The sequence below is a fragment of the Rhizobium album genome, from assembly GCF_003122325.1.
Lineage (GTDB): Bacteria > Pseudomonadota > Alphaproteobacteria > Rhizobiales > Rhizobiaceae > Metarhizobium > Metarhizobium album.
Map to the genome: position 1 here is coordinate 18,422 of NZ_QFBC01000003.1, position 23,589 is coordinate 42,010.

A 23,589-nucleotide genomic window follows, 5' to 3' on the forward strand; every position below is an offset into this window, starting at 1 on the left:
CGAGATCATCGGCGGGTTCAAGTTTAATCCGGTAAAGCAAACTTAAACGTCGAAAGTCACGCCTACGAAATCGGCAGATGTCAGGCCACCTTGGGCAACGCCAGTAACCGTAGCAACAAGCTCAACTTCGCCTGCCGTGATCGTGTCATCAGCAGAGTCGGCATAGTAAACATAGGCATTATTGTTCTGATAAGCGACCAGGAAGCCGCTCCAGGCGCCGTTGTCGTCGATATTCAGTTCAATTTTATCGGCCGAAAGGGGGATGATAAGTCCGAAGAGATTGCCATCCGTGCGAAGGCCATTAAACAGATCGTTCGTCGAACCGGTGGAAAGATCTCCACCCGACATGCCAAATTCGAACTCAATCACTCCGAACTGAGAGCCATTCTGTATGTTGAGAGTACCATCGGTAAAAATACCTACCCTAGATGCGATCTCGCCAAAAGCGTCGGCATCAGAAGTCGTATTGGCGTTGTTGTACACGAGTTTATCATCGCCGGACGTGAAGCCGTTGATCGTGTCGCTGGAAGAGCCAACTGTGGCCAACAGAACCTGATCGGAACCAGAACCGGCACCTTCTAGTTCGATCGTGTCATGACCGGCACCACCATCAAGGAAATCGTCGCCCAAGTTGCCAAAAAGCTGATCATTGCCGTCTTCGCCATAAAGGTAGTCATTACCCTGGCCGCCGTGCAACCGGTCTTCGCCAACGCCGCCATAAAGGGTGTCATCGCCTTTATTGCCCTGAAGAACATCGTCGCCGTCGAGGCCATAGATGACATCGTCGCCGTCATTGCCATGCAGATAGTCCTTACCGGTACCGCCGTAAATCCAGTCATCGCCGGTGCCGCCAATTAGCCCCTCTCCCGAATCCATGCCGGTTCCACCGTCGCCGCCCAAAATGGTCAGTCCTCTGGAGAGGTGAGAGAAGTTGGCATTATCGATATCGCCATCACCCTTTGCCGTAATCTCAGAAATTGCGTTGAGTTGGCCATCGGTGACGGTTTCAATGTTCGCAAGAGTATCGTCGAGCTTCGCGGTGTATCCCTGGTAAAGCGCGTCATTTCTAGCGCCTTCGATAATTCCAGGGATTCTAACCAGATCCTTGACTTCGATTGAGCCGAGGTCATCGGGTCCATATGCAAGATTATATGCTGCAGGCTCTGTGCCTGGTGCGTAGTCGTAAAGCAACTGTTCAAGAGTAAAGGTGGAGACGCCGCCACCGCCACCACCACCGCCAGTGCCGGGTTCGTTACCACCTTGCTCATCCAGCAGCAACAGGATCGCCGCATCTGCATTAGCGCCTGTGCCGGGGTTTTGCGTGTCGATGGAAGCGAGATAATCGCGGCCAACTGCCGCCGCGTCAGCGCCTGCGTATGCCTCAACCTCGTTGGTCTGATCGAGATGGCTGGTGAACAGGTTGGCAGCAGCAATCTTTGCGTTGACCGTGTCGAGATCTTCGTTCTTGGCACCGTCAAGGATGGCAATCGCGATGTTGTTGATGTTCAGACGGCCGGCTTCAAGTTCGCCGACATAGAAGTCAACGCCTTCAGCTTCGCCGTCGCGCTCGAACAGAGACTGATAGATTGAGTTGATGATCTGCTCATTGGTCATGCCGGTAAAACGGCTCTGGTATTCTGTGGTAGAAGCCAGATCGCCGATTGCCGTCAGGTCGGCGCCATTGTTCGTGGCTTCATTGAAGAATGCAAGGCCGGCCGGGTCGGCCGGACGACCGAAGAGCGCGACATAAATGCCTTGGATGGTAGCCATGGTGAGATCCACTCCCTCTTTTACTCCCCCGCCGTCATGCGGGTTGACTTTAATTAAACGTAGTCGCGATCGTTAATCAATCATTAAGTTTACGATTGGTTAATATGCTTGGAGTCGAACTCGCCGGTTTGCCCCTTCGCCTTGTGTAACGACTATTTTTGGTTAGGAATTTAAAACTTTGTCTGTAGTATCGATTTCGCGTATCTCGATGGTATAGTCGCGATATATATTATGTAACCCACACGCGGAATCTAAAATGTTCTGGTATTGAGGAGGGATAATTGAACGAAGGAATCCTCAGGCGCATCGAGAAACGGATGAGTGAACTAGATCTTACTCAGTCTGAAGTGTCTAGAATTGCCGCAATCGATAGAAGTTTTCTTAAAAATTTGCGTTCATCTATAAAATCTGGCTCTCCTTATGGTATATCAGTTCTTACACTTCAGAAGCTCGCCCCGGCGCTAAAGACGACGGCGTCATGGCTTGCTGAGGGTGCCCCACATCACACTGTCAATTTAACTGCGCCAGCAATGCCCCAAAATATAACGGTGAACAAGGTGCCTGGAGCAGTCATCATAGCGGCCGGATGGACGCCCGTCTCATCTTGGGCCGCCGTTAAAGAAGGCGCAGAAATCTTTCCCATAATGTGTCAAGTGGCGCATGAAAACCAAATTCTTTTTGAAGTGCAATGCGATGATATTCGACGAGTTGCAAGTAGAGGTGACTTCTTGGTGGGAGACATCAGCGAAACAGCCAAAACCAGTCTTTCGAATGGTTCGATCGCGGTTATCGACCGCACGTCAACTGCTGGCGAAAAGGTAGCGCGGGTCGTCTGTCAGGTGAGGCGAAGACGGGACAATTTTGAACTTTGGTCACTATCGGATAAGCAGTTGCCGCTCGGGGGCTTTGCGGCTGAAGCTCTTCACAAAGGCCTTGATCAATATTCAATCTACGCCAAAGTGATTGGTGTTGTTTCAAGGCTGGGCGACCTGTGAATGTTAGACGAAATTCTGGATCGGGTAGATCGTCGATTGGATGCGGTGGGAATGACGGCCGCCGAAGCTTGCTTAAAGGCCGGTCTAAGTAGAACATTCCTAAGTCTGACACGCCGCGCCGTTAGCAAGGGTAAGGCGCATGGAGGATCTGTGACGCTTTTCCATCGATTGGCCAGTGTTTTGGATACATCTGTTGGCTGGCTAATTGATGGCTCTGGAGCAGAACAGATCACCGACAGGGCTCCTAAAATTGGAGAGCATTGCCGATCAGGGACATTGAAGTCTGCATCATGGGATGATGTCTTTGGAACGCGCGGGACCCCTTTATTGGGTTATATCCACGGCCTTCCGTTGGGGACTCAGATTTCTCTGCGTCTGGAATCGTCGCAGCTTCTAGATCTAGGCGGCGAAGGTGATATCCTACTGTGCGTTGTTTGGCGCCCCGGAGATCCGATTAGGGACCAGGAATTGTTCCTTGTCGAGAAATCTACGGTATGGGGAAAATGGAGGCGCCAATCGGTATGCAGAGCCGTAAAAACAGAAAAAGGCTTCGATGCATACTCGTTAGGCAAGAGAAGCGTAAATCGCGGTTCGCTTCATTTGTCGCAACAAAAACTGCGGGACTGTATTTTTCCTTTGGCGCGAATATCCCATACCATTAGGATTCTGTGATCGCATCTCGCTGAAAAGTGAGTTGTATACATTCCCCAACAAGTAAATCAAACCCACACTAGCCCGCCATCCCTAACCGGACGGCGGGCTTTTTTGTTTTTCGCGGGCCTGACCTGTTGACGAGCCGGTTTGCGACCGCCAGCGTCTGACCACCATCACCACACCACCACAAGAGGAGACCCGCCATGTTTAAGATTCGAAATGCGTTACTTGCTTTCGCCGTGCTGGCTGCGGCTTCGGTAGCCTTCCTCGTGCCGCCCATGATGCAGCCAGCCGTCGCCACTGTAGGCGGCGACACCGGCCTTGTAGCAACTGCCCGAGCGAAAGATACCGAAACCGCCGTAGTCAAGGTATCGCGAGGCGGCGGCCACGGCTCCGGCGTCCACATCGGGGACGGCTACATTCTCACGGCGCGACACGTCGTCGAAAACGCGAAGATGGTCAGCGTCAACGCCAAGGACGGCAAGATCAAAGCGGCCGAAGTCCTCTGGGCGAATGCCACATACGACATCGCGCTTCTGAAGGTTAAGGAGCCCGTCGTCGGATCTGCGCATCTCGACTGCCGCACCGCTGCCGTCGGGACCGAAATCATTGCAATGGGCAGCCCTATGACCATCGACTTCGTGTCTGCTTTCGGCCGCATCGCCGGCGAGCCGCGGGAGGTCATGGGGTTGAAGTCAGTGTTTGTGACCGACATCACCACCGTAATGGGACAGAGTGGCGGACCCGTGTTCGATAAGCAAGACAACCTCATCGGAATCACCGTTGCCGTCATGACCGCACCGCTGCCGTCGGGACCGGACAGATACTCGCCATCGCTCGTTGGGTTCGGCTTTGTCGTTCCGTCGTCCGCCGTTTGCAATCTGATGGCGCGGGGAGAAGTGTGATGGACGCGGCAGTTACCAACAGCACCGCCAAACTAATCGTGCTCAACACCTGCTGGGCCGCGCTTGTAGCATGGGCTTTCGTGCAGGGCTACGTCACCTTCGTCTTCACCCATGACGTCTCGGGCATTTCGTATGTAATCGCCGGCGTGCTGGCCGCGGTCCTGGCGGCGATGTTTCTGGGGCACACGCGAGTAATGCCGCACGCCAAGGTGTGGTTCGTGATGCTGGGCCTCATCGGGAATCTCATCGGCTTCGTTCTTGCTTTGCAAGGCATGCAGGCCGGGTCTCTCGGCGATGCGGCAGGCCTGCTCAAGCTGGCGACGAGCCTTATAGATGGCATGAGCGTCGCGTTCTGCTCCACGCTGGTTGGCGCTGTTGCGGCTTTGTGGATCAGCACCAACAGCTATGTCTTGCAGATGGCTGCCGGCGAATGATCCGAACCCTCATCCAAGACACGCTGATGGCAATGTTGCTTGGTGTTGTGGCGGTCGCCATTTTCATCTTGCCGTCCATCAACCCGCCCGCCGAGGCAGATCCGATAAGCCAGCCCGGAAACCTCATTGCCTCGATCTCGTGGCCGTCAGGGCCGATCGATGTCGATATCTGGGTGTCCCATGCCAATGAAAAGGCCGTTGGCTACAGCAACAAGAGCGGCAAGGTTTGGAGCCTGCTGCGTGATGACCTGGGCGAGGCGAACGACGCCACGCCGCTAAACTATGAGTCCGCGTTCACTCGCGGTCTCCCCGACGGCGAGTATGCCGTCAATGTTCGATGCTTCGGCTGCGCGAAGGTGCCGGTGCCCGTGGCGGTCGAAGTCCGGCTCGCGGAAGGCGGGATGGTCTGGGCCGGCACGGTACAGCTTGAACGTGACAAGCAGGAGCGAACCGCAATCCGCTTTCGCGTGCTCGATGGCGCAGTTGTGCAGGGCAGCGAAAGCCAGGTGTTCAAGCAGATGAAGAGGGGGGATGCGTGATGCGAGAAAAAGCAATCGAAGTTTTGAAGATTCTGGGCACGGCCCTTTTTACCTGTGGCCTCCTGATGGCCGTCTCCGACGTCATCACAAGGACGCTGTCATGACCGCCGCCATCACTCTCTGGGTCGCCCTCGTGTTCGGCATTGGCGTCATCGCTTGGTTTGGCACTCGAAAGCAGGCCATCGCCTTCTTGGTGGTTGCCATCCTGACCGCGCCGGCCGTGATTATCCCGCTCGGCCATGCAACGCCGCTTGCGCCGCCGGCCGGGCAGTACAGCGTCCTTGGCGCCAAGATCGAAATCGACACCGCCATTTACGTCTTGCTCGATGATGGTCAAGGCGAGCCGCGCCTGTATCGACTGCCATATACTTCGGCCGCCGCCAATCAACTCCAGCAGACGATGGACTCGGTGCAGTTCGGCCAGAATGGCGGCGGCTCGGTAGGCATGTCTATGGGCGAGGACGGCTCGCCCGGCTTTGCAGAGGAAGGTGTTGCGGGAACAGAGCAGCCGAAGACTGTGGACCAGCCTTTGCTGGTGACACCTTGAACCATCTGCAGTGGCACGCCGTCATTATGGCGGCCTGCTATCTGGCCATGTTCGCCGCGGTTTGTGGCGGCAGTGCCGTGGGCCTTTGGTGGCTCGGTCCCGAATATGAAGAGGATGAATAGGATGGGTGACGAAACCCCCACGCCAGAACGTTTTACGCTCAGCCAGGATAACGACAGCCATTGGTACGTGGTGCCGGTGTCTAAGCAGGAAGAATGGGATGCCTGGCTTTCCCTAAACTCAGATGATGAGCGCGCTTGGGAGCCGCCCTCATTTGCGCGTGCGACAGGTGGCTCTTACAGCCTTGTGACTTTTTCGGATCCGGAGATTGAATGATGGTGAACTGGGACGGTGCGGAAACCCGCCTCCGCAATGAATTTGCCATGGCGGCTTTGCCGAAGATCATTGCCATCAACGACAAAGTCACCGCTCACCGTGACGTGCCCTACGCCGTGGCTTTGAAGGCAGTTGCAACGCAAGCCTATGATATCGCGGACGCGATGCTCGAAGCGCGCAAGAAGGATACCTGATGCCCACACCAAGATTGACAGACGAGCTCGCTAGACAGGCAGTCGACGCCGTATCGACCTACGGATCGCAAGTTGCCGCCGCTCAGGCCCTCGGCCTGCCGCGTTGTACACTCCAGTCCCGCCTGCGCGTAGCCGCTGAGCGCGGCTTGCTCGGGCTGAAGCCCGTGCTCCCAGGATTCCGTATCGCGCAAGTGAGCAACACGCCGAACGGCGACTATGTTCAGCAGCGGCCTGAGCATGGCGCGCCCTTCGAAGTTCCGGCCGGACAGACTATCAAGGGCGTGTCTGCGCTGGTCGATGCGGATGGGCGCGAGATCGTCAAGTGGATTAAGACATCTGCTGAGACAAACCAGCAGATAGAAATCATCCGCGCCGCTGTTGACGAGTTGAAGAAGGACTTGCCCCGGATCTCGATTATGCCGGCGCCCAGACACAGCGATAGCGAGTTACTGAACCAATTCGTCGTGACGGACAGTCATTTCGGCATGCTTGCGTGGAAAGAGGAGACGGGGAGCGATTACGATTTACGGCTGGCCGAGCAGATCCTCCTGGACTGGTTCGCCGCCGCCATCGACATCTGCCCCGATGCACATACCGCTGTCTTCGCTCAGTTAGGCGACGTCATGCACCATGACAGCCTCGAGAGTGTCACCCCGGCGAACAAGCATGTTCTCGACGCGGACAGTCGACTCCAGAAGGTCATCCGCGTCGTCATTAGGGTAATGCGCCAGATCATCGACATGCTGCTCCAAAAGCATCAGCATGTGCGCGTTGTGATGGCTTCCGGCAATCATGACCCAGCGTCGTCTGCATGGCTTCGAGAGATGCTGGCGGCCATGTACGAAAACGAGCCGCGTATCTCCGTCGACAACTCACCGTCGCTCTACTACGCATATGAATGGGGTAAGACCGCGCTGTTTTACCACCATGGCCACAAACGCGGCGTCAACAATGTGGACGCGACCTTGGCCGGCACTTTCCGCGAAATGTTCGGCCGGTCCAACTACGCTTTCGCCCATGTGGGCCATCTGCATAGCGACGAAGGCCGAAAGAGCGCGTTGATGTATGTGGAGCGCCACGAAACGCTCGCCGCTCCTGACGCCTATGCTGCGGGTGGCGGCTGGTTGTCGGGCCGATCCGCTAAGGTCATCACCTATCATAAGGAATACGGCGAGGTCGCCCGGATGACACTCCGGCCCGAGATGGTCGCCGGCGCTTCGGCGCTTGTCGCAGCGAATGACAACCAGCAGGCGAGGGCGGTGGCGTAATGGTCCGAATGAACGACAATAGGTTCCGCCATCCGGTACTCAAAGAGGAAATCATCATGGTTCCCGGCATGGGCGCGCAGCGGATTGCGCTGGATCTCGCCGTCAGTACCTTCGGCCAATTGGAAAAGTACGTCCCGGCTAACGACAACCACCAAGGCGGTCGATACATCGGCCTTGCCAGACGGGAAGAAAGTCAGCCCGTCACTCGTGACGTTCCCGATCAGGAAGCGCGCCAGGGTGATTGGATGCAAACATACACCGGACGGCAATTCTGGCCGCTTGACCCACGATCCGAGGAAGTTGTTATCGACGACATCGCCCATTCGCTGAGCTTGCAATGCCGCTATGCCGGCCATTGCCGGCGCTTCTATAGCGTCGCTGAGCACAGTGTGCTGTTGGCTCGATGGTTGCGGGGCAAGTACGGCGCGATGACTGCGCTCTACGGCCTGCTGCATGACGCCAGCGAGGCTTACCTCGTGGACGTGCCGCGGCCGGTGAAGCCAAGCCTTACCGGCTACAAGGAGGTGGAGGCTAAGGTTCAAGCTGCCGTCTTCCAACGGTTCGGCCTCCCGGCTGATCTGCCCGACACTGTTCATGACGCCGATAACCGAATTATCGGGGACGAGCTCGTCAACCTCCAGCCAATGGAATGGCATGCTCGCCACTCGGATAAGCTCGGCGTCCCGATCATGCTGTGGTCGCCTGCCGAGGCAGAAGAGGAATTCATGTGGACCTTTCGAGCGCTTATGGACCAGACGGCGGATGTGCGCGGGGGCAAAGCAGGAGGGAAAGCCGCATGAGCAAGGCAAGGCGTCTGGCGCACGAACGCAGGAAAGAGACGTGGAACATCTGGCGCATCAAGTCGCCGTGGCTGCGGCTACCCGCTGCCTGGCTATTGGTTTGGATCTATGCGGCGGTGGTCTTCGGACTTGTGGTTGGTGCGGCGGTAGTGGGGGCATGCGTCGGTGCACGCGTTGGCGCACGCGAATACGTTGCCTATGCCGTTAGGGCTGTCGATGTGCGGCAGATTTTGTCCGCCATGACGAAATGGAGGGTGGCATGACCAACCAATTCTTTGTGGGCCAGCAAGTTCAGTGCATCGACGACAGCACGCTGCCAGAGCAATATCTCGAAGTGCGAAAAGGCGAGATCTACACGATCCGCTGGATCGGAATAGCGAAGGGCTACATGAACGGCGAGTATCTTGGCGTTCGCTTGTCGGGCATCCGTCGAGGTGACTGCCCGCAGTTTGGCGAGCAAGATCCGCCCTTCCGAGCCACGCGCTTCCGGCCTCTTATCAACGACCGCCTCGGCTCGCTCAGGGCGCTTTTGGTGCCTGGGCAGCCGTTGGCGCCCGCGCCAGAAGAACCGCGCAGGCAGGCGGATGTGAAGGAAAAGGAGGACGTATGACGGCGATGATTGAGAAGGTGGCGAGAGCGATCTTTGCGGCGGACTGGCCCAAGGACGACTGGGGTCGCTTCGGCGAGATGGATCACGTCCGGGAGCGCTACCGCGCAATGGCCCGCGCCGCCATCGATGCGATGAAAGAGCCATCAGAAGCGATGAGGGCAGCAGGAATGCGGCGAGGTATCGATTGGGAATACGGGAAGACCGGGCACCCAGACAATGGCCCTATTTTGCAATCAGAGGCCTCTTACATCGCCATGATCCAAGCAGCACTGGAGACAACACCATGACCTCAAACGAATCCTTTGACGCTGCCTCGATAGACGTAGCCCTCCGCCCGCTTGCGGCTGCGATTGGCCGGCCGGCAAACGACAACTACCCTCCCGTCATCGCTCTCACGGGCGTCGCCGGTAGCGGCAAGTCTACGGCGGCCGACTACCTGATCCGACATCATGGATATGAACGGGTAAAGTTCGCCACCCCCCTGAAGAACATGATGAGGGCCATCGGTTTCGGAGAGGAGGACATCGAGGGAAGCTGCAAGGAACTCAGCAATAGTCTGCTTTGTGACAAGACGCCGCGGCACGCTATGCAGACCCTCGGCTCCCAGTGGGGCCGAGACTGCATCGGCGAGGACTTCTGGGTAAATCTGTGGAAGGACGACGCGGAGCGCGTGATCCTTCGAGGTGGGCGCGTCGTCGTAGACGACTGCCGCTTCCCAAATGAGGCCTCTACAATTCGGAAGATGGGCGGTGTGATCTATAAACTTGAGGGCAGGGGTGGCATCGCCGGCACCCACGTATCGGAGGCAGGTTGCGGCATCGCTGATGCGGTCATCGAAAATGATGGCGCGCGCATTGATCTTTATGCCGGCCTGGAGCAGGCGATGATGAGGTGGGCTGCCTAATGGTCAATGCGGGAGATCGCCACGTCCGAAGACGACAGGGGCTGCGCGATCTCCCGCGATCACCTGAAGGTCGTGGTGATAAGTGGACCTTAGTAATTCACTGGGGCGACGTCAATGTCTTCTCACCAGACGAATGGCTGCCGCGACCGCTCGGCTTGTTTCCTCATTTTCTGCTTCTGCGGCTTGTCCACATCTAGCTAGCTCGGTCAGCGCATCGAAGACCTCTCGCCGTGACCAGCCGGCATTCTCCGCGGCTTCTACCAAGAGTTCGAACTCATCTTCCAACGCGCACTGACAGTCCATTGCGCGGTCTGCGTAGCCGAAAAGCACCTTCGGTCCATTGATTGGCATCTGCGTCTCCACTTCCTTCAAGAGGACGTAGAGTCGGCGGTTCCCGTGTCAATGTCGGCGCCGTGTCCAAAGCTAGCGCAATTTCCGTATGCCCATGCCCCAACCATCGAGCTCCAGTGCGCCGCCGTCCAGCACGGCACGAACCACAGCCACTCCTGGATGCTCGTTGAATGGTGGCGGCGCGTGTGCCCGGATCAGATCTTCGACTTCTCTGGCATCGAATTCCCCCTCATCCAGAATTTCCCCGTGCAGATGCATCATCACTGCGTAGGTCTCCACCGCCTCCTCCACGCTTGCGGTAATCGGTCCAACAGTGCTCGAAGCAATACCATCTAGATTCGCCGTGGCCAACATCATAGCCAAGGCTACCCCACGCTTTGCAGCCGGGGTGCTCGCACCAGTGCTCCCACAAAACCGGCCTCGCTCGCAATCTGCTTGTGTCGTCGCTTATATCCGGCTCCATTTCGGGCCTCCTGCTTCGCTCAGAGGTTGCTCGCGTCGCACTGGCGAAAGCAGTCCATTGCTGTCCGGAGCGCCGACAGCGATGTCAAAGCTCTCACCAGCCTTCGCCCTGATCAATTCGAGAAGCCAGCGCGGTCGCCCAATCCCCTCGACAGGGAGCGGTTCGGAGGGCAAGCAGCTGACGCGCCACCTGGTTGATGAAGCCGTGGGGTTGCCAAAGTCAGTTGCTTCCGTCTGTCGTCGCCACCTTCGAATTATTATCCCCATTACGCCGGTTTTCTCGGCGGCGAGGTGCAGTCGCCGACTCTCTGTCATGGGCAGCCGCACCAGTTCGCCGACCACCACTGACAAGCCGCCAAACGAAAGAGCTTCTTCCATTGAGGCGAGAACACCATCCTCATTGTCGCTCTCGCAGTGGATGACGCGGTCAGGGTGAAGACCCACCTGCGCCAAGCCTGGCGCGAATAGGTCTGGCCGAGTTAGGCACCAAACAACCGTGCCCTTGGTCCTTGCGGCAATAGACGCAGCAAGGAGCGCAGATACAGCGCCCGCGACCGCATCGGAGCCGCCACCCGCAATTTCATGAAGCGCTCCAAAGGCCAAGCCTCCGCCGGGCAAACGATCATCGATTTCTGGAACGCCGAACGGTAGCGTGGTGCGTTTCCTAGCGCTCCCGCCGGCGATCTTGTCGATCTTTTCTTGAAGCTCGTGTATGAGAGCTCGGCTGGCCGCGCCCGACATCGGAGGGGTACGCGGCGCGGATTAAGCAGCAAGCAGGTCGGCAATTTCGCCGTGCCGGGCGAGCAGGCGCGGCTCGGTCATGTCGCCTGTTTCCTCGTCGACCTGGACGGCATAGGCCGCAACGCCGGCAAAGCGGGGCGCCATTGCGCCGGCGATACGCTCGGCGCTAATGGGGTTGGACGCCTGGCGCATTTCGCCCGGAACGAGGTTGCCGCGGTTCTTGCGATACGTCATCACGATGAACTTCTCAGACATGGTCGCCTCCTTGGTTGTTCACTTTATGTTCTCATAATAAGCGAGAGAGTCAAGGAGGATTCTATGGGAATATCGATCCAGCACAGATCACCTAATGGTTGCGCTTCTGGAACATGTGCCGAACGCATTTTGCAAACTGCGGCACATTTCTGCAAACCGGCCGTAAGGCGCCAGATTGTCAAATTGCAAACAAATCAATGAAAATAAGACCTTAGGTGGTGAGAGCGCAGGGATTCGAACCCTGGACCTACTGATTAAAAGTCAGTTGCTCTACCGGCTGAGCTACGCTCTCCCACAATCGGGGCGGCGAGGCCCCTTCGGAAGTGCGCGGAACATAGGCAGGTGATTTTGCGCGGTCAACCGAAAAAATCATGGAAATCGTCTCTTTGCATGCTTTTCCTCAAGCAAACGCGAAAAGGTGATTGGCGCCGGCGATCCGGCATGGTTAGGAAGGCGCAGTGTACGTCCATCCGGAGTCGTGTTTCGTGATTGCCGATGTCTCCTTCCTGAGTGCGCTGTTTGCAGGCGCGCTGTCTTTCCTGTCTCCGTGCGTCCTGCCTCTCGTGCCGCCCTATCTTTGTTACATGGCCGGCGTTTCCGTGGAGGATTTTCGCAACGGGCAGGCGACGAAGGAGGCTGCGTTCCGGCGACATGCGGTTCTCCTGGCGGCGTTCTTCTTTACCCTCGGTTTTGCCACCGTCTTCGTGGCGCTCGGCGCCGGCGCATCGTCGATCGGCACGCTGCTGCGCCAGCATCTCGATATCCTCGCCAAGATCGGCGGCGTGATCATCATCGTCATGGGCTTGAATTTTCTGGGCGTGTTCCGGATCGGCCTTCTGGCGCGGGAGGCGCGGTTCCAGGGCGGCGGTAAGCCCGCGACATTGACGGGGGCCTATGTCATGGGCCTGGCGTTTGCCTTCGGCTGGACGCCGTGCATCGGCCCGGTGCTCGGCGCCATCCTCGGCGTTGCCGCGTCGCGTGAAACGGTAGCCGATGGCGCGATGCTGCTTGCCGTCTATTCGCTCGGCCTTGCGGTGCCGTTCTGGATAGCCGCCGGCTTTTCCGGCGCCTTCATGCGCTTCCTGACACGGTTCCGCCGGCATCTCGGCCTGGTGGAAAAGATCATGGGCGTTTTCCTTGTGCTCACCGGCCTGGCCTTCATCTTCGGGTTCGTCAGCGATGCGGCGATCTGGTTCCAGCAGACCTTTCCAATCCTGATGCAAATCGGCTAAGGCACGTCCAGACAACAATGCCGGAGCGGTCAGACCGCACCCACGATCGGAAAGCGCATGGCTGCCATTTTCGGGCTGTTGATGCCGTTCTTCGGCCTGATCCTCATCGGTTACGCCGCAGCGCGCATCACGCGCCAGCCGGCCGAGGCGCTGGGCTGGCTCAATACCTTCATCATCTACGCCGCCTTGCCGGCGCTGTTCTTCAAGCTCGTCGCCCGCACGCCGATCGAAGAGCTGACGCGGGTGGATTTCATCGCCGCCGATCTTGTCGCGACCTACCTGGTCTTTGCCGTCATCTTTGCGGCCGGGCGCTGCATGCGGAAAAATTCGTTCGCCGACAGCACCATACAGGCGTTCGCCGGCGCTTATGGCAACATTGGCTACATGGGGCCGGGGCTGGCGCTGCTGGCCTTCGGCGAGAAGGCGGCGGTGCCGGTGGCGCTGATCGTCTGCTTCGAGAACGCGCTGCATTTCATCGTCGCGCCGGCGATGATGGCGCTCGCCGGCGGCGACAAGCGGTCGCCCGGGCAACTGGCCAGCGACGTGGCGCGCAAGGTGGCGCTGCACCCCTTCATTCTTTCCTGTGCCGCTGGTTTTCTGGCTGCGGCACTCGCCTTGCCGATTCCGGCGGCCGTTCAGGGGCTGGTGGATTATCTTGCCCAGGCCGCCGCCCCGTGTGCGCTTTTCGCCATGGGGGTCACGCTGGCGCTTCGGCCGCTGAAGCGGGTGCCGGGGGAAGTCTTCTATATCGTCCCGGCAAAACTGATCGTTCACCCGCTGCTCGTCTACGGGCTTCTGACCTGGGTCGGCGGTTTCGATCCGGTGTGGGTCTCGTCGGCGGTTCTGCTCGCCGCGCTGCCCACCGCGACGAATGTCTTCGTCATCGGCCAGCAATACGGCGTCTGGCAGGAGAGGGCGTCCGCCACCATCCTCTTGACGACGGTCGCCTCCGTCGCCACCGTCTCCGTCTTTCTCTATCTTTTGAAATCCGGCCTATTGCCGCTTTAGCTTTTCCCGGAAAAACGCCGGAAGCGAGCGCAGGCCACGGCCGGGTTCGATGCCCTCGCGCATCACCAGGCCACGCAGCGGCGGCACGCCGGACAAAAGGTGCAGGCCGGCAGCCCGCATCATCTGCACCGGCAGGAAGTCGGAGAGCAGCGAGCGGTTGAGCAGGTCGACACCCGCCGTCCTCGTCATGATGTCGGCGCGCCGGCGCCGATCGAAACTGTCGCCGGCCGTCGCCGTGACCGGCGCACCCGCCTGGCCGGACAGGATCTCGGTCAACGTGATGATGTCGCGCAGCGACAGGTTGAGGCCTTGCGCGCCGATCGGCGGGAACACATGGGCGGCTTCGCCGATCAATGCCACGCGGCCCTTGCCGAAACGGTTCGCCATCATGCCCGACAACGGCCAGGTCTGCACGCTGTCCTCGACGATCACCGCGCCCAGCATCGACTGCATGCGTGCCTCGACGCGCCGGCCGAGTTCGTCGAGCGGCAATTGGCTATAGTCTGCGGCGACCTCGGGTTTGAGAACCCAGACCAGGCTGGAGCGGTTGCCGGGCAGGGGAACCTGGGTAAACGGCCCGCTCTCGGTGTGAAACTCGGTCGAAACATCGCCGTGTGGAATGCTGTGGGCAAAGTTGAGCACCAGCGCCGTCTGCGGATAGGACCAGCGGCGCACGCCGATGCCGGCGCTTTCGCGCAGCGGCGAATGGCGTCCGTCTGCACCGATGGCAAAAGCCGCGGTGATGACACGCTGGTCGCCAAGGCGCACCGTCAAATTGTCGGCGGTGATGTCGATCTCACCGGCACGGTCGGCAAACACCGTGATGTTGCCTTCCGCCGCCACCGCATCGCGCAGCACGTCGCCCAGCAGGGCATTGGGGATGTTGTAGCCGAAGGCATCCAGGCCGACTTCGCTCGAACGGAAGGCGACCGTTGGCGCGCGCAGCAGGCGATTGGTGCCGTCGACGATCTGCATCACGCAAAGCGGTGCCGCCGCGGGTTTTATGCGCGGCCACAGCGCCAGCCGTTCCATCAGCCGGATCGACTGGTCCATCAAAGCCGTGGTGCGACGATCGTCTGTTGCATGCGGCGGCGCGGCAAGGGCGACGGAACGGCCGCTGCGCGCCAGCGACAATGCGGCGATGGAGCCGGCCAGGCCGCCGCCGATCACGACGATATCGAACTCAGTCATCTTCTTTCCTTTATTGGTCCCTCGCAAACTAATGCTTTGACCTGTTGAAATCCATGGGATGAATTGGCGCAGAGGGTGAAATTGCGGTGCCGCCACGCTACGGTGGCGCAAAACGATCGGCGGACCACTGGCAACATTGCGGAAAGAATGCATATTTGCCTGGAATGCCGGTCTGCAGGCTCCGATGGGGCGGATACGGAGAGACATGAAGATTTTCAACTACAAGCGGGTGCCCTATGCCGAAATACGGGCATTTTCCGTGCATATCCTCACCGCCTCCGGCTCGTTCCTGGCCTTTCTCGGCGTCGTCGCCGCCGCGGAACATCGCTTCATCGACATGTTCTGGTGGCTCGGCCTGGCACTGCTCGTCGACGGCATCGACGGCCCGATCGCCCGCAAGGTGAAGGTCAAGGAAGTTCTGCCCAACTGGTCGGGCGATACGCTCGACAACATCATCGATTATGTCACCTACGTGCTTTTGCCGGCCTTCGCGCTCTACCAGAGCGGCATGATCGGCGAGCCATGGTCCTTTGCCGCGGCCGGCATGATCGTCGTGTCCAGCGCCATCTATTATGCCGACATGGGCATGAAGACCGACGAATATTTCTTCTCCGGCTTCCCGGTCGTCTGGAACATGGTGATCTTCACGCTGTTCGTGGTGCAGGCGAGCGCGCTGGCGGCGATGATCGTCGTGACACTCTCGGTCATCTTGACCTTCCTGCCGATCAATTTCCTGCATCCCGTGCGGGTGCAGCGGCTTCGGCCGCTCAACATGGCGCTTTTCGCCGTCTGGTCCATCCTCGGCATTGCGGCCTTGTTGATGCATTTCCAGACCCCGCTCTGGCTGAAGGTGCTCTTCTGCCTGACCGGGCTTTATCTCTATTGCATCGGGGCGGTGCTGCAGCTCTTCCCCGCCCTTGGAAAAAGGATCTGAACCGATGTCATCAAGGAAAACCAGAGCGATCGTCATGCGCCAGACCGGCGGACCGGAGGTGCTGAAGATCGAGGAGATCGACCTGCCGCCGCCGGCTGCCGGCGAGGTTCAGATCCGCCATGCGGCGGTCGGCCTGAATTTCATCGACGTCTATTTCCGCACCGGCCTCTACAAGGCGCCGTCCTTGCCCTTCGTCGTCGGCAAGGAGGGTGCCGGCACCGTGACGGCGCTTGGCGCCGGGGTGACGGATTTTGCCGTGGGCGACCGCGTCGCTTACGCCAGCTCCGACGGCGCCTACAGCGTCGAGCGCAACATCGAGACTCGTCATCTGGTGAAGGTGCCTGAGGGAATCTCGCTGGAGACGGCGGCGGCGATGATGCTCAAGGGCATGACCGTCGAGTACCTGTTGAACCGCACCTACAAGGTTGGCCCGGAAACTGTTCTGCTGTTCCATGCCGCCGCCGGCGGCGTCGGCCTGATCGCCGGCCAGTGGGCCAAGGCGCTCGGGGCAACGGTGATCGGCACGGCGGGGTCCGACGACAAGGTCAAGCTGGCGCTGCAACATGGCTACGACCACGTCATCAATTATCGCGACGACAATTTCGTCGAGCGCGTCAAGGAGATCACCGGCGGCAAGGGCGTCGATGTCGTCTACGACTCGATCGGCAAGGATACGTTCCCGCATTCGCTCGACTGCATCAGGCCGCGGGGGATGTGGGTCAGTTTCGGCAATGCTTCCGGCCCGGTCGAGGCTTTCAGCATGGGCCTGCTGTCGCAGAAGGGATCGCTCTTCGCCACCCGACCGACACTCTTCGCTTACATTGCCACGCCCGAAGAATTGAAGGCTTGTGCAGAATCGCTGTTTGCTGTTGTGCAAAGCAACAAAGTGCGTATCAATATTCCTCAAACCTATCCGCTGGCGGATGCCGGTCGGGCGCACGCGGATCTGGAAGCAAGAAAAACAAGCGGAACAACGGTGCTGATCCCCTGATAGACGGGTGGCCGGCAAGAATCTGAGGGGGCTCAGTGACGGCGAACGAAATGTCGCGATCCGATGCATTGTTGTCGGTTCGCAAGCTGACGAAGCTTTTCGGCAGCTTTGCAGCCTGCGACGGGATCGATCTGGAAATCCGCCCGGGCGAGATCCATGCGCTGCTCGGAGAAAACGGCGCGGGGAAATCCACGCTGGTGAAAATGCTGTTCGGCGTCCTGGCGCCGACCTCCGGTCAGATCCTCTGGAAGGGCGAGCCGGTGCGCATCGCCTCGCCGGGTGCCGCCCGGCGGACCGGCATCGGCATGGTGTTCCAGCATTTTTCGCTGTTCGAAGCCCTGACGGTGGCGGAAAACATCGCCCTGTCGCTCGATCCCAGGATATCGCTCGCCAAGATCGCCGAGGAAGCCGCCGTGCTGTCCCGCAATTACGGCCTGCCGCTGGACCCGAAGGCGCATGTCGCCGATCTTTCGGTCGGCGAACGCCAACGCATCGAGATCGTGCGCACCCTGCTGCAGAATCCGGAACTGATCATCCTCGACGAACCCACCTCGGTGCTGACGCCGCAGGAGGCCGACCGGCTGTTCGAAACGCTGGCAAAACTCAAGGCCGAAGGCCGATCGGTGCTCTATATCAGCCACCGGCTGGAGGAGGTGCAGCGCATCTGCGACCGCGCCACCGTCCTGCGGCATGGCAAGGTCACCGGCGCCTGCGATCCACGGGCGGAAACGCCGGCGTCTCTGGCACGCATGATGGTCGGCAGCGAGGTCGCCAACGTCACCGCCGCAGGCACGAATGCCAAGGGCGGCGTGCTGCTGGAAGCCCGCAACCTTAATGTCGCGGCGCGCACGCCTTTCGCCACCGCGCTCAAGAACATCTGTCTCACCGTCAGAAGCGGCGAAGTACTGGCGATCGCCGGTGTGGCCGGCAATGGCCAGAGCGAATTGTTCGATGCCTTGTCCGGCGAATATCCGGTTGCCGACGCCGATGCGGTGCGGATTTCCGGCAAGAATGTCGGAACGCTCGGGATCACCGCCAGACGGCTGATGGGCGCAGGTTTCGTGCCCGAGGAGCGTCACGGCCACGCCGCCGTTCCGGGCCTGCCCCTCTCCGACAACCTCGTGCTCGCCCGCAGCAAGTCCGATCGAAAAGTGTTTCTCGCCGGCGGCATCCTCGGCATCATCCGTTATGTCGCGGTTCGCCTGGCGACGAAGCGGATATCGGCGGCGATGGACGTGCGCAAGAGCGGCGACGATCCGCCGGCCGGCTCGCTATCCGGCGGCAACCTGCAGAAATTCATCGTCGGCCGCGAACTCGACCGCCAGCCCAACGTGCTGATCGTCAACCAGCCCACCTGGGGTGTCGATGCCGGTGCAGCAAGCCGCATCCGCCAGGCGCTGGTCGATCTCGCCAAGTCGGGTTCTGCCGTGCTGGTCATCAGCCAGGACCTGGACGAGATTTTCGAGGTCGCCACGGAGATCGCCGTCATCAACGAAGGGCAGTTGTCGCCGGCCTATCCGGCGCAAGGCATGACCCGTGAAAAGATCGGCCTGCTGATGGGCGGCTTCCACGGCAAGGCAGAAGAGCGTGAGGCCGCGCATGCGCATTGAACTGGAAAAGCGCGCTGGCGCCTCCACCCTGTATTCCATCCTGTCGCCGTTCATTGCGCTGGGGCTGACGGTGATCGCCGGCGGCATCATGTTTGCGATGCTCGGCAAGGATCCCGTCTCGGCGCTGTACAGCTTTTTCGTCGAGCCGCTTCTCGACATCTGGTCGCTGCACGAGATCGCCATCAAGGCGGCGCCGCTGATCCTGATCGGCGTCGGCCTTGCGGTCTGCTACCGCTCCAACAACTGGAACATCGGTGCCGAAGGCCAGTTCATCGCCGGCGCCATCATGGGCTCGATCCTGCCCGTCACCTTCTACGACTGGCATTCGCCGCTGCTGCTGCCGCTGATGATGATCATGGGCATGATCGGCGGGGCGCTGTATGCCGCCGTGCCCGCCTTCCTCAAGGCGCACATGAACACCAACGAGATCCTGACGAGCCTGATGCTGGTCTATATCGCCCAGCTCTTTCTCGACTGGCTGGTGCGCGGCCCGTGGCGCAGCCCGGATGGCCTGAATTTCCCCATCACCCGCGACTTCGTGCCGGAAGCCGTCCTGCCGGAACTGATTTCTTCCGGCCGCGCCAATCTGGGTTTCGCCTTCGCCATCATCGCCGCGGTGCTGCTCTGGCTGATGATGCGTTACACGCTCAAGGGCTTCGAGATCACCGTGCTCGGCCAGTCGGAGCGGGCAGGGCGTTTTGCCGGGTTTTCCTCGCGCCGGATGATCTGGTTTTCGATGCTCCTGTCCGGCGCGCTCGCCGGTCTCGCCGGCATCGCCGAGGTCAGCGGCGCGATCAACAAGCTGCAGCCGATCATTTCCCCGGGCTACGGTTTCACCGCCATCATCGTCGCTTTCCTCGGCCGCCTGAACCCGCTCGGCGTCATCGTTGCCGGTCTGCTGCTTGCCCTGACCTATGTCGGCGGCGAGGCGGTGCAGCTGACGCTCAGTGTTTCGGACAAGGTCACCCGCGTCTTCCAGGGCCTGCTTCTGTTTTTCGTGCTCTCCTGCGACACGCTGATCCTCTACAAGATCCGGATTGTTTTTGCCGGCAGAACCGCCGAAGACGGAGCGAACTGATGGGTATCGTCGAAGCCATCCTTCTGACCGTCATCACCGCCGCCACGCCGCTGGTGCTGGCCGCCATCGGCGAGCTGGTCACCGAGCGCTCCGGCGTCCTCAATCTTGGCGTCGAAGGCATGATGATCATGGGCGCGGCCCTGGCTTTTGCGGCAACGCAGGTGACCGGCTCACCCTATATCGGCATCCTCGCCGGCATTGTCTGCGGCGCCCTGTTTTCTCTGCTCTTCGGTTTCCTCACCCTGACGCTGGTCGCTAACCAGGTGGCGACGGGCCTCGCCCTGACCATCCTCGGCCTCGGCATCTCCGGCCAGATCGGCGAACCCTATGTCGGCATGTCCGGCATCAAGCTGCAGCCGATCGTCATCCCCGTTCTTGCCGATATCCCCTTCATCGGCCCGCTGCTGTTCAGGCAGGACCTGATCTTCTACATCTCCATCGCCCTGATCATCGGCGTGCACTGGTTCCTGTTTCACAGCCGCGCCGGCCTCAAGCTGCGTGCCATCGGCGACAGCCATGGTTCGGCGCATGCGCTCGGTATCCATGTCATCCGCACGCGTTATCTGGCGGTGATGTTCGGCGGTGCCTGTGCCGGTCTCGCCGGCGCCCAGCTGTCGCTGGTCTATACGCCGCAATGGGTGGAAAACATGTCGGCCGGCCGCGGCTGGATCGCGCTGGCGCTGGTGGTCTTCGCCTCCTGGCGGCCGGGGCGGGTGCTGGCCGGCGGTTATCTCTTCGGGGCCGTGTCGATCAGCCAGCTGCATGCCCAGGCGCTCGGGATCGGCATCCCGTCGCAGTTCCTGTCGGCTCTTCCCTATGCGGCGACAATTGTCGTACTCATTCTCATATCTCACAATCGGCGCGTGACGCTGATCAATACGCCGGCATCGCTCGGCAAGCCGTTCGTGCCCGATCGGTGAGACGAAAAGAACAACAAAATTACTCCAACCGACAGAGGTCGACATGAAAAAACTGATACTCGCCCTTGCCACATCGGCAGCCGTTCTGGGTTTTGCCGCGGCTGCAGCCGCTGAGGACAAAACCAAGATCTGCTTCATCTACGTCGGCTCCAAGACCGATGGCGGCTGGACCCAGGCCCACGACCTCGGCCGCCAGGCGCTGCAGGAAAAGTTCGGCGACAAGATCGAGACGCCGTTCCTGGAAAGCGTGCCGGAAGGCCCGGATGCGGAGCGCGCCATCGAGCGCATGGCCCGTTCCGGCTGCGCCCTGATCTTCACCACCTCGTTCGGCTTCATGGATGCGACCGTCAAGATCGCCGCGAAATTCCCGGACGTGAAGTTCGAGCATGCGACCGGCTTCAAGTCTTCGGACAACCTCGCCACCTACAATTCGCGTTTCTATGAAGGCCGCTACATCCAGGGCCAGATCGCCGCGAAGATGTCGCAGAAGGGCGTCGCCGGCTACATCGCCTCGTTCCCGATCCCGGAAGTCGTCATGGGCATCAACGCCTTCATGCACGGCGCGCAGTCGGTCAACCCCGATTTCAAGGTCAAGGTCATCTGGGCCAACACCTGGTTCGATCCCGGCAAGGAAGCCGACGCCGCCAAGGCGCTGATCGACCAGGGCGTCGATATCCTGACGCAGCACACCGACACCACCGCCCCGATGCAGGTCGCGACCGAGCGCGGCATCAAGGCATTCGGCCAGGCCTCAGACATGATCAAGGCCGGCCCGGAAACCCAGCTGACCGCTATCGTCGATACCTGGGGTGCCTACTACATCAAGCGCACCCAGGCCGTTCTCGACGGCACCTGGACGTCCGGTCAGATCTGGGACGGTCTCAAGGACGGCATCCTGACGATGGCGCCCTACACCAATATGCCCGACGACGTGAAGAAGATGGCCGAAGAAACCGAAGCCAAGATCAAGTCCGGCGAACTGCATCCGTTCACGGGTCCGATCAAGAAGCAGGACGGTTCCGATTGGCTGAAGGACGGCGAGAAGGCCGACGACGGCACGCTGCTCGGCATGAACTTCTACATCGCTGGCGTCGACGACAAGCTGCCGCAATAATGACTACCGAAAGGGCGCCAAAACGGCGCCCTTTCTTTTTGGGGACACCCGCCACCTGCCTCACCTCCGTGTCCCTGTCGAGCTTGTGTCGAAAGTCCGCCGGCCGCAAAACTCATGCATAAAATTAGAATTTCGCCTTATCTATATGTTATAAAATAATAATATTGAGTTTTTCTAATTGTAATGCATTCATTCAGGATATGACTGCAAGATTTTGTTTTCATTTTAATTATGGCGAAAGTGTTTCTTGCCACGGCGCTGTCGATGTAACGGAATATTTGAGCCCGGTTTCCGTCTGTGACTTGCCGCTAGGGCGGTTCAAAGGTTAGGGCAGAAGCCGAAAGATCAAGCGGAATTTTCGGAGATTCTCATGGAACGCAGTTGCCTTGCCGTCATCCTCGCCGCCGGTGAAAGCACCCGGATGAAATCGTCGATGTCGAAGGTGCTGCACCCGGTCGCCAACCGGCCGATGATCGCCCATGTCATGGATGTGGTGGCGCGGACCGGGATTTCCTCCGTCGCGCTGATCGTCGGCCGCAATGCCGACGAGGTGGCCAAGGCCGCCGGCATCGACGGCATCACTGTCGAGCCCTATCTGCAGAAGGAGCGCCTCGGCACCGGCAATGCCGTGCTGGCGGCACGCGAGGCGATCGGCCGCGGCTATGACGACATCCTCGTCGCGTATGGCGACGTGCCGCTGATCACCGAGGGGCCACTGCGCGCTGCCCGCGAAGGCCTTGCCGCCGGCAACGACGTCGTCGTCATCGGTTTTCACACCGACCGCCCGACCGGCTACGGCCGCCTGCTGGTGGAGAATGGCGAACTGGTTGCCATCCGCGAAGAAAAGGATGCGTCGGAAGCCGAGCGCGCCGTCACCTGGTGCAACAGCGGCCTGATGGCGATCAACGGCCGCAAGGCGCTCGACCTGCTCGGCCGGATCGGCAACGACAATGCCAAGGGCGAATTCTACCTGACGGACGTCGTCGAAATCGCCCGCTCGCTCGGCGGCCGGACGAATGCCGTCGATGCGCCGGAGGACGAACTGACCGGCTGCAACAACCGCGCCGAACTCGCCGTCATCGAACGCATGTGGCAGGAGCGCCGCCGGCACGCGATGATGCTGGCGGGCGTTTCGATGATCGCGCCGGAAACCGTCTTCCTGTCGCACGACACCACTATCGCCCAGGACGTGGTCATCGAGCCGAACGTCGTCTTCGGCCCCGGCGTCACCGTCGAGACGGGTGCCGTCATCCATGCCTTTTCGCATCTGGAGGGCGCAGATGTGAAGGCGGGCGCCACCGTCGGCCCCTTCGCGCGGCTGCGTCCGGGCACGGATCTGGCGGAAGGTGCCAAAGTCGGCAATTTCTGTGAGGTCAAGAATGCCGAGATCGGCGCGGGCGCCAAGGTGAACCACTTGACCTATATCGGCGACGCCTTCATCGGCGCCGGCAGCAATATCGGTGCGGGCACTATCACCTGCAACTATGACGGTGTGAACAAGCACATCACCCGCATCGGCGAAAACAGCTTCATCGGCTCCAACTCGGCGCTCGTCGCGCCGGTCAGCATCGGTGACGGCGCTTATGTCGCCTCCGGCAGCGTCATCACCGAGGATGTGCCGGCCGATGCGCTGGCGCTCGGCCGCGCCCGCCAGGAGACCAAGCTGGAACGGGCCAAGATCATCCGCGAGCGGGCGCTGGCCTTCAAGGCGGCAAAGAAGAAGGCGTGAGCCGGTAACGAAGCGAA

The 23,589-nt window shown here is 60.0% G+C and carries 30 protein-coding genes and 1 tRNA gene; 24 read left to right on the forward strand and 7 right to left on the reverse strand.

The features are described from left to right. Nucleotides 1–42 precede the first annotated feature (42 nt). On the reverse strand, nt 43–1,770 hold the full coding sequence (locus tag DEM27_RS08270) for a DUF4214 domain-containing protein (RefSeq protein ID WP_128755463.1): 1,728 nt from the start codon (nt 1,768–1,770) through the stop codon (nt 43–45). Nucleotides 1,771–2,051: 281 nt separating this feature from the next. Here DEM27_RS08270 and DEM27_RS33525 point away from each other — a divergent pair, with 281 nt between their 5' ends. From DEM27_RS33525 to DEM27_RS08330, 15 genes are all read left to right on the forward strand, one after another. After that, nucleotides 2,052–2,765, forward strand: coding sequence for a helix-turn-helix domain-containing protein (locus tag DEM27_RS33525; protein ID WP_128755464.1), 714 nt, complete (start codon nt 2,052–2,054; stop codon nt 2,763–2,765). Next, complete coding sequence (locus DEM27_RS33530; RefSeq protein WP_128755465.1) at nt 2,766–3,437, forward strand: hypothetical protein; 672 nt, start codon at nt 2,766–2,768, stop codon at nt 3,435–3,437. It begins immediately after the preceding gene. Between the two features lie 185 nt (nt 3,438–3,622). Further along, complete coding sequence (locus tag DEM27_RS08275; protein ID WP_109457761.1) at nt 3,623–4,324, forward strand: S1C family serine protease; 702 nt, start codon at nt 3,623–3,625, stop codon at nt 4,322–4,324. Beyond that, nucleotides 4,324–4,758 carry a hypothetical protein gene (locus tag DEM27_RS08280; protein ID WP_109457762.1) on the forward strand — a complete coding sequence of 145 codons (435 nt, stop codon included), beginning with the start codon at nt 4,324–4,326 and terminating at the stop codon, nt 4,756–4,758. Before DEM27_RS08275 ends, DEM27_RS08280 begins: the two co-directional genes overlap by 1 nt. Continuing rightward, nucleotides 4,755–5,297 carry a hypothetical protein gene (locus DEM27_RS08285; RefSeq protein WP_205908883.1) on the forward strand — a complete coding sequence of 181 codons (543 nt, stop codon included), beginning with the start codon at nt 4,755–4,757 and terminating at the stop codon, nt 5,295–5,297. Before DEM27_RS08280 ends, DEM27_RS08285 begins: the two co-directional genes overlap by 4 nt. Nucleotides 5,298–5,397: 100 nt before the next feature. After that, nucleotides 5,398–5,844: a hypothetical protein gene (locus DEM27_RS08290; RefSeq protein ID WP_109457763.1), complete on the forward strand. Its 447-nt coding sequence runs from the start codon at nt 5,398–5,400 to the stop codon at nt 5,842–5,844. Further along, a complete protein-coding gene (locus DEM27_RS34950; RefSeq protein ID WP_280954509.1) occupies nt 5,841–5,966 on the forward strand; it encodes a hypothetical protein in 126 nt (41 codons plus the stop codon). Before DEM27_RS08290 ends, DEM27_RS34950 begins: the two co-directional genes overlap by 4 nt. 1 nt (nt 5,967) lies before the next feature. Next, nucleotides 5,968–6,180: a hypothetical protein gene (locus DEM27_RS08295; RefSeq protein ID WP_109457764.1), complete on the forward strand. Its 213-nt coding sequence runs from the start codon at nt 5,968–5,970 to the stop codon at nt 6,178–6,180. Further along, nucleotides 6,180–6,374, forward strand: a complete 195-nt coding sequence (locus DEM27_RS08300) for a hypothetical protein (protein ID WP_109457765.1) — start codon at nt 6,180–6,182, stop codon at nt 6,372–6,374. Before DEM27_RS08295 ends, DEM27_RS08300 begins: the two co-directional genes overlap by 1 nt. Then, on the forward strand, nt 6,374–7,642 hold the full coding sequence (locus DEM27_RS08305) for an oxidoreductase (RefSeq protein WP_109457766.1): 1,269 nt from the start codon (nt 6,374–6,376) through the stop codon (nt 7,640–7,642). The genes DEM27_RS08300 and DEM27_RS08305 overlap by 1 nt, the downstream gene beginning before the upstream one ends. 8 nt (nt 7,643–7,650) lie before the next feature. Further along, entirely contained in the window at nt 7,651–8,442 is a 792-nt protein-coding gene (locus tag DEM27_RS08310) for a hypothetical protein (protein WP_245445734.1), read from the forward strand. Next, nucleotides 8,439–8,705 (forward strand): hypothetical protein, encoded by a 267-nt coding sequence (locus tag DEM27_RS08315; protein WP_109457767.1) that lies wholly within the window; start codon nt 8,439–8,441, stop codon nt 8,703–8,705. Before DEM27_RS08310 ends, DEM27_RS08315 begins: the two co-directional genes overlap by 4 nt. Further along, nucleotides 8,702–9,052 carry a hypothetical protein gene (locus DEM27_RS08320; RefSeq protein ID WP_109457768.1) on the forward strand — a complete coding sequence of 117 codons (351 nt, stop codon included), beginning with the start codon at nt 8,702–8,704 and terminating at the stop codon, nt 9,050–9,052. The genes DEM27_RS08315 and DEM27_RS08320 overlap by 4 nt, the downstream gene beginning before the upstream one ends. Beyond that, nucleotides 9,049–9,339, forward strand: coding sequence for a hypothetical protein (locus DEM27_RS08325; RefSeq protein WP_109457769.1), 291 nt, complete (start codon nt 9,049–9,051; stop codon nt 9,337–9,339). The genes DEM27_RS08320 and DEM27_RS08325 overlap by 4 nt, the downstream gene beginning before the upstream one ends. Further along, nucleotides 9,336–9,956 carry a deoxynucleotide monophosphate kinase family protein gene (locus tag DEM27_RS08330; RefSeq protein ID WP_109457770.1) on the forward strand — a complete coding sequence of 207 codons (621 nt, stop codon included), beginning with the start codon at nt 9,336–9,338 and terminating at the stop codon, nt 9,954–9,956. Before DEM27_RS08325 ends, DEM27_RS08330 begins: the two co-directional genes overlap by 4 nt. Before the next feature lie 111 nt (nt 9,957–10,067). Here DEM27_RS08330 and DEM27_RS08335 read toward each other — a convergent pair whose 3' ends face one another. The 5 genes from DEM27_RS08335 to DEM27_RS08355 all read right to left on the reverse strand — a co-directional run bounded on the left by DEM27_RS08335 (nt 10,068) and on the right by DEM27_RS08355 (nt 12,057). Further along, a complete protein-coding gene (locus tag DEM27_RS08335; protein WP_109457771.1) occupies nt 10,068–10,307 on the reverse strand; it encodes a hypothetical protein in 240 nt (79 codons plus the stop codon). A gap of 72 nt (nt 10,308–10,379) precedes the next feature. Next, complete coding sequence (locus tag DEM27_RS33535) at nt 10,380–10,586, reverse strand: hypothetical protein (RefSeq protein WP_165823374.1); 207 nt, start codon at nt 10,584–10,586, stop codon at nt 10,380–10,382. A gap of 168 nt (nt 10,587–10,754) precedes the next feature. Continuing rightward, nucleotides 10,755–11,510 carry an ImuA family protein gene (locus tag DEM27_RS34575; RefSeq protein ID WP_109457773.1) on the reverse strand — a complete coding sequence of 252 codons (756 nt, stop codon included), beginning with the start codon at nt 11,508–11,510 and terminating at the stop codon, nt 10,755–10,757. Between the two features lie 21 nt (nt 11,511–11,531). Beyond that, the gene (locus DEM27_RS08350) at nt 11,532–11,765 is read right to left on the reverse strand and encodes a hypothetical protein (RefSeq protein ID WP_109457774.1); all 234 of its coding nucleotides are present in this window, start codon (nt 11,763–11,765) and stop codon (nt 11,532–11,534) included. A gap of 216 nt (nt 11,766–11,981) precedes the next feature. After that, nucleotides 11,982–12,057: transfer RNA gene (locus DEM27_RS08355), tRNA-Lys, on the reverse strand. 193 nt (nt 12,058–12,250) lie between these two features. On the opposite strand from DEM27_RS08355, the gene DEM27_RS08360 reads away from it, so the two are divergent. Both DEM27_RS08360 and DEM27_RS08365 read left to right on the forward strand, forming a co-directional pair. Continuing rightward, entirely contained in the window at nt 12,251–12,997 is a 747-nt protein-coding gene (locus DEM27_RS08360) for a cytochrome c biogenesis CcdA family protein (RefSeq protein WP_109458186.1), read from the forward strand. A gap of 57 nt (nt 12,998–13,054) precedes the next feature. Continuing rightward, nucleotides 13,055–14,005 carry an AEC family transporter gene (locus DEM27_RS08365; RefSeq protein WP_109457775.1) on the forward strand — a complete coding sequence of 317 codons (951 nt, stop codon included), beginning with the start codon at nt 13,055–13,057 and terminating at the stop codon, nt 14,003–14,005. On the opposite strand, the gene DEM27_RS08370 is transcribed toward DEM27_RS08365, so the two are convergent. Continuing rightward, nucleotides 13,991–15,196 (reverse strand): UbiH/UbiF family hydroxylase, encoded by a 1,206-nt coding sequence (locus DEM27_RS08370; RefSeq protein WP_109457776.1) that lies wholly within the window; start codon nt 15,194–15,196, stop codon nt 13,991–13,993. The two genes, DEM27_RS08365 and DEM27_RS08370, sit on opposite strands and share 15 nt — an antisense overlap. 205 nt (nt 15,197–15,401) lie before the next feature. Here DEM27_RS08370 and pcsA point away from each other — a divergent pair, with 205 nt between their 5' ends. The 7 genes from pcsA (at nt 15,402) to glmU (ending at nt 23,572) form a co-directional block, all read left to right on the forward strand. Then, the gene (gene pcsA, locus DEM27_RS08375) at nt 15,402–16,130 is read left to right on the forward strand and encodes a phosphatidylcholine synthase (protein WP_109457777.1); all 729 of its coding nucleotides are present in this window, start codon (nt 15,402–15,404) and stop codon (nt 16,128–16,130) included. Nucleotides 16,131–16,134: 4 nt separating this feature from the next. Beyond that, complete coding sequence (locus tag DEM27_RS08380) at nt 16,135–17,121, forward strand: quinone oxidoreductase family protein (protein ID WP_109457778.1); 987 nt, start codon at nt 16,135–16,137, stop codon at nt 17,119–17,121. 50 nt (nt 17,122–17,171) lie between these two features. Then, complete coding sequence (locus DEM27_RS08385) at nt 17,172–18,731, forward strand: ABC transporter ATP-binding protein (protein ID WP_109457779.1); 1,560 nt, start codon at nt 17,172–17,174, stop codon at nt 18,729–18,731. After that, entirely contained in the window at nt 18,721–19,809 is a 1,089-nt protein-coding gene (locus DEM27_RS08390; protein WP_109457780.1) for an ABC transporter permease, read from the forward strand. Before DEM27_RS08385 ends, DEM27_RS08390 begins: the two co-directional genes overlap by 11 nt. Next, a complete protein-coding gene (locus DEM27_RS08395; protein ID WP_109457781.1) occupies nt 19,809–20,729 on the forward strand; it encodes an ABC transporter permease in 921 nt (306 codons plus the stop codon). The genes DEM27_RS08390 and DEM27_RS08395 overlap by 1 nt, the downstream gene beginning before the upstream one ends. 43 nt (nt 20,730–20,772) lie before the next feature. Next, nucleotides 20,773–21,843: a BMP family ABC transporter substrate-binding protein gene (locus DEM27_RS08400; protein WP_109457782.1), complete on the forward strand. Its 1,071-nt coding sequence runs from the start codon at nt 20,773–20,775 to the stop codon at nt 21,841–21,843. Between the two features lie 370 nt (nt 21,844–22,213). Beyond that, complete coding sequence (glmU, locus tag DEM27_RS08405; protein ID WP_109457783.1) at nt 22,214–23,572, forward strand: bifunctional UDP-N-acetylglucosamine diphosphorylase/glucosamine-1-phosphate N-acetyltransferase GlmU; 1,359 nt, start codon at nt 22,214–22,216, stop codon at nt 23,570–23,572. Nucleotides 23,573–23,589 lie beyond the last annotated feature (17 nt).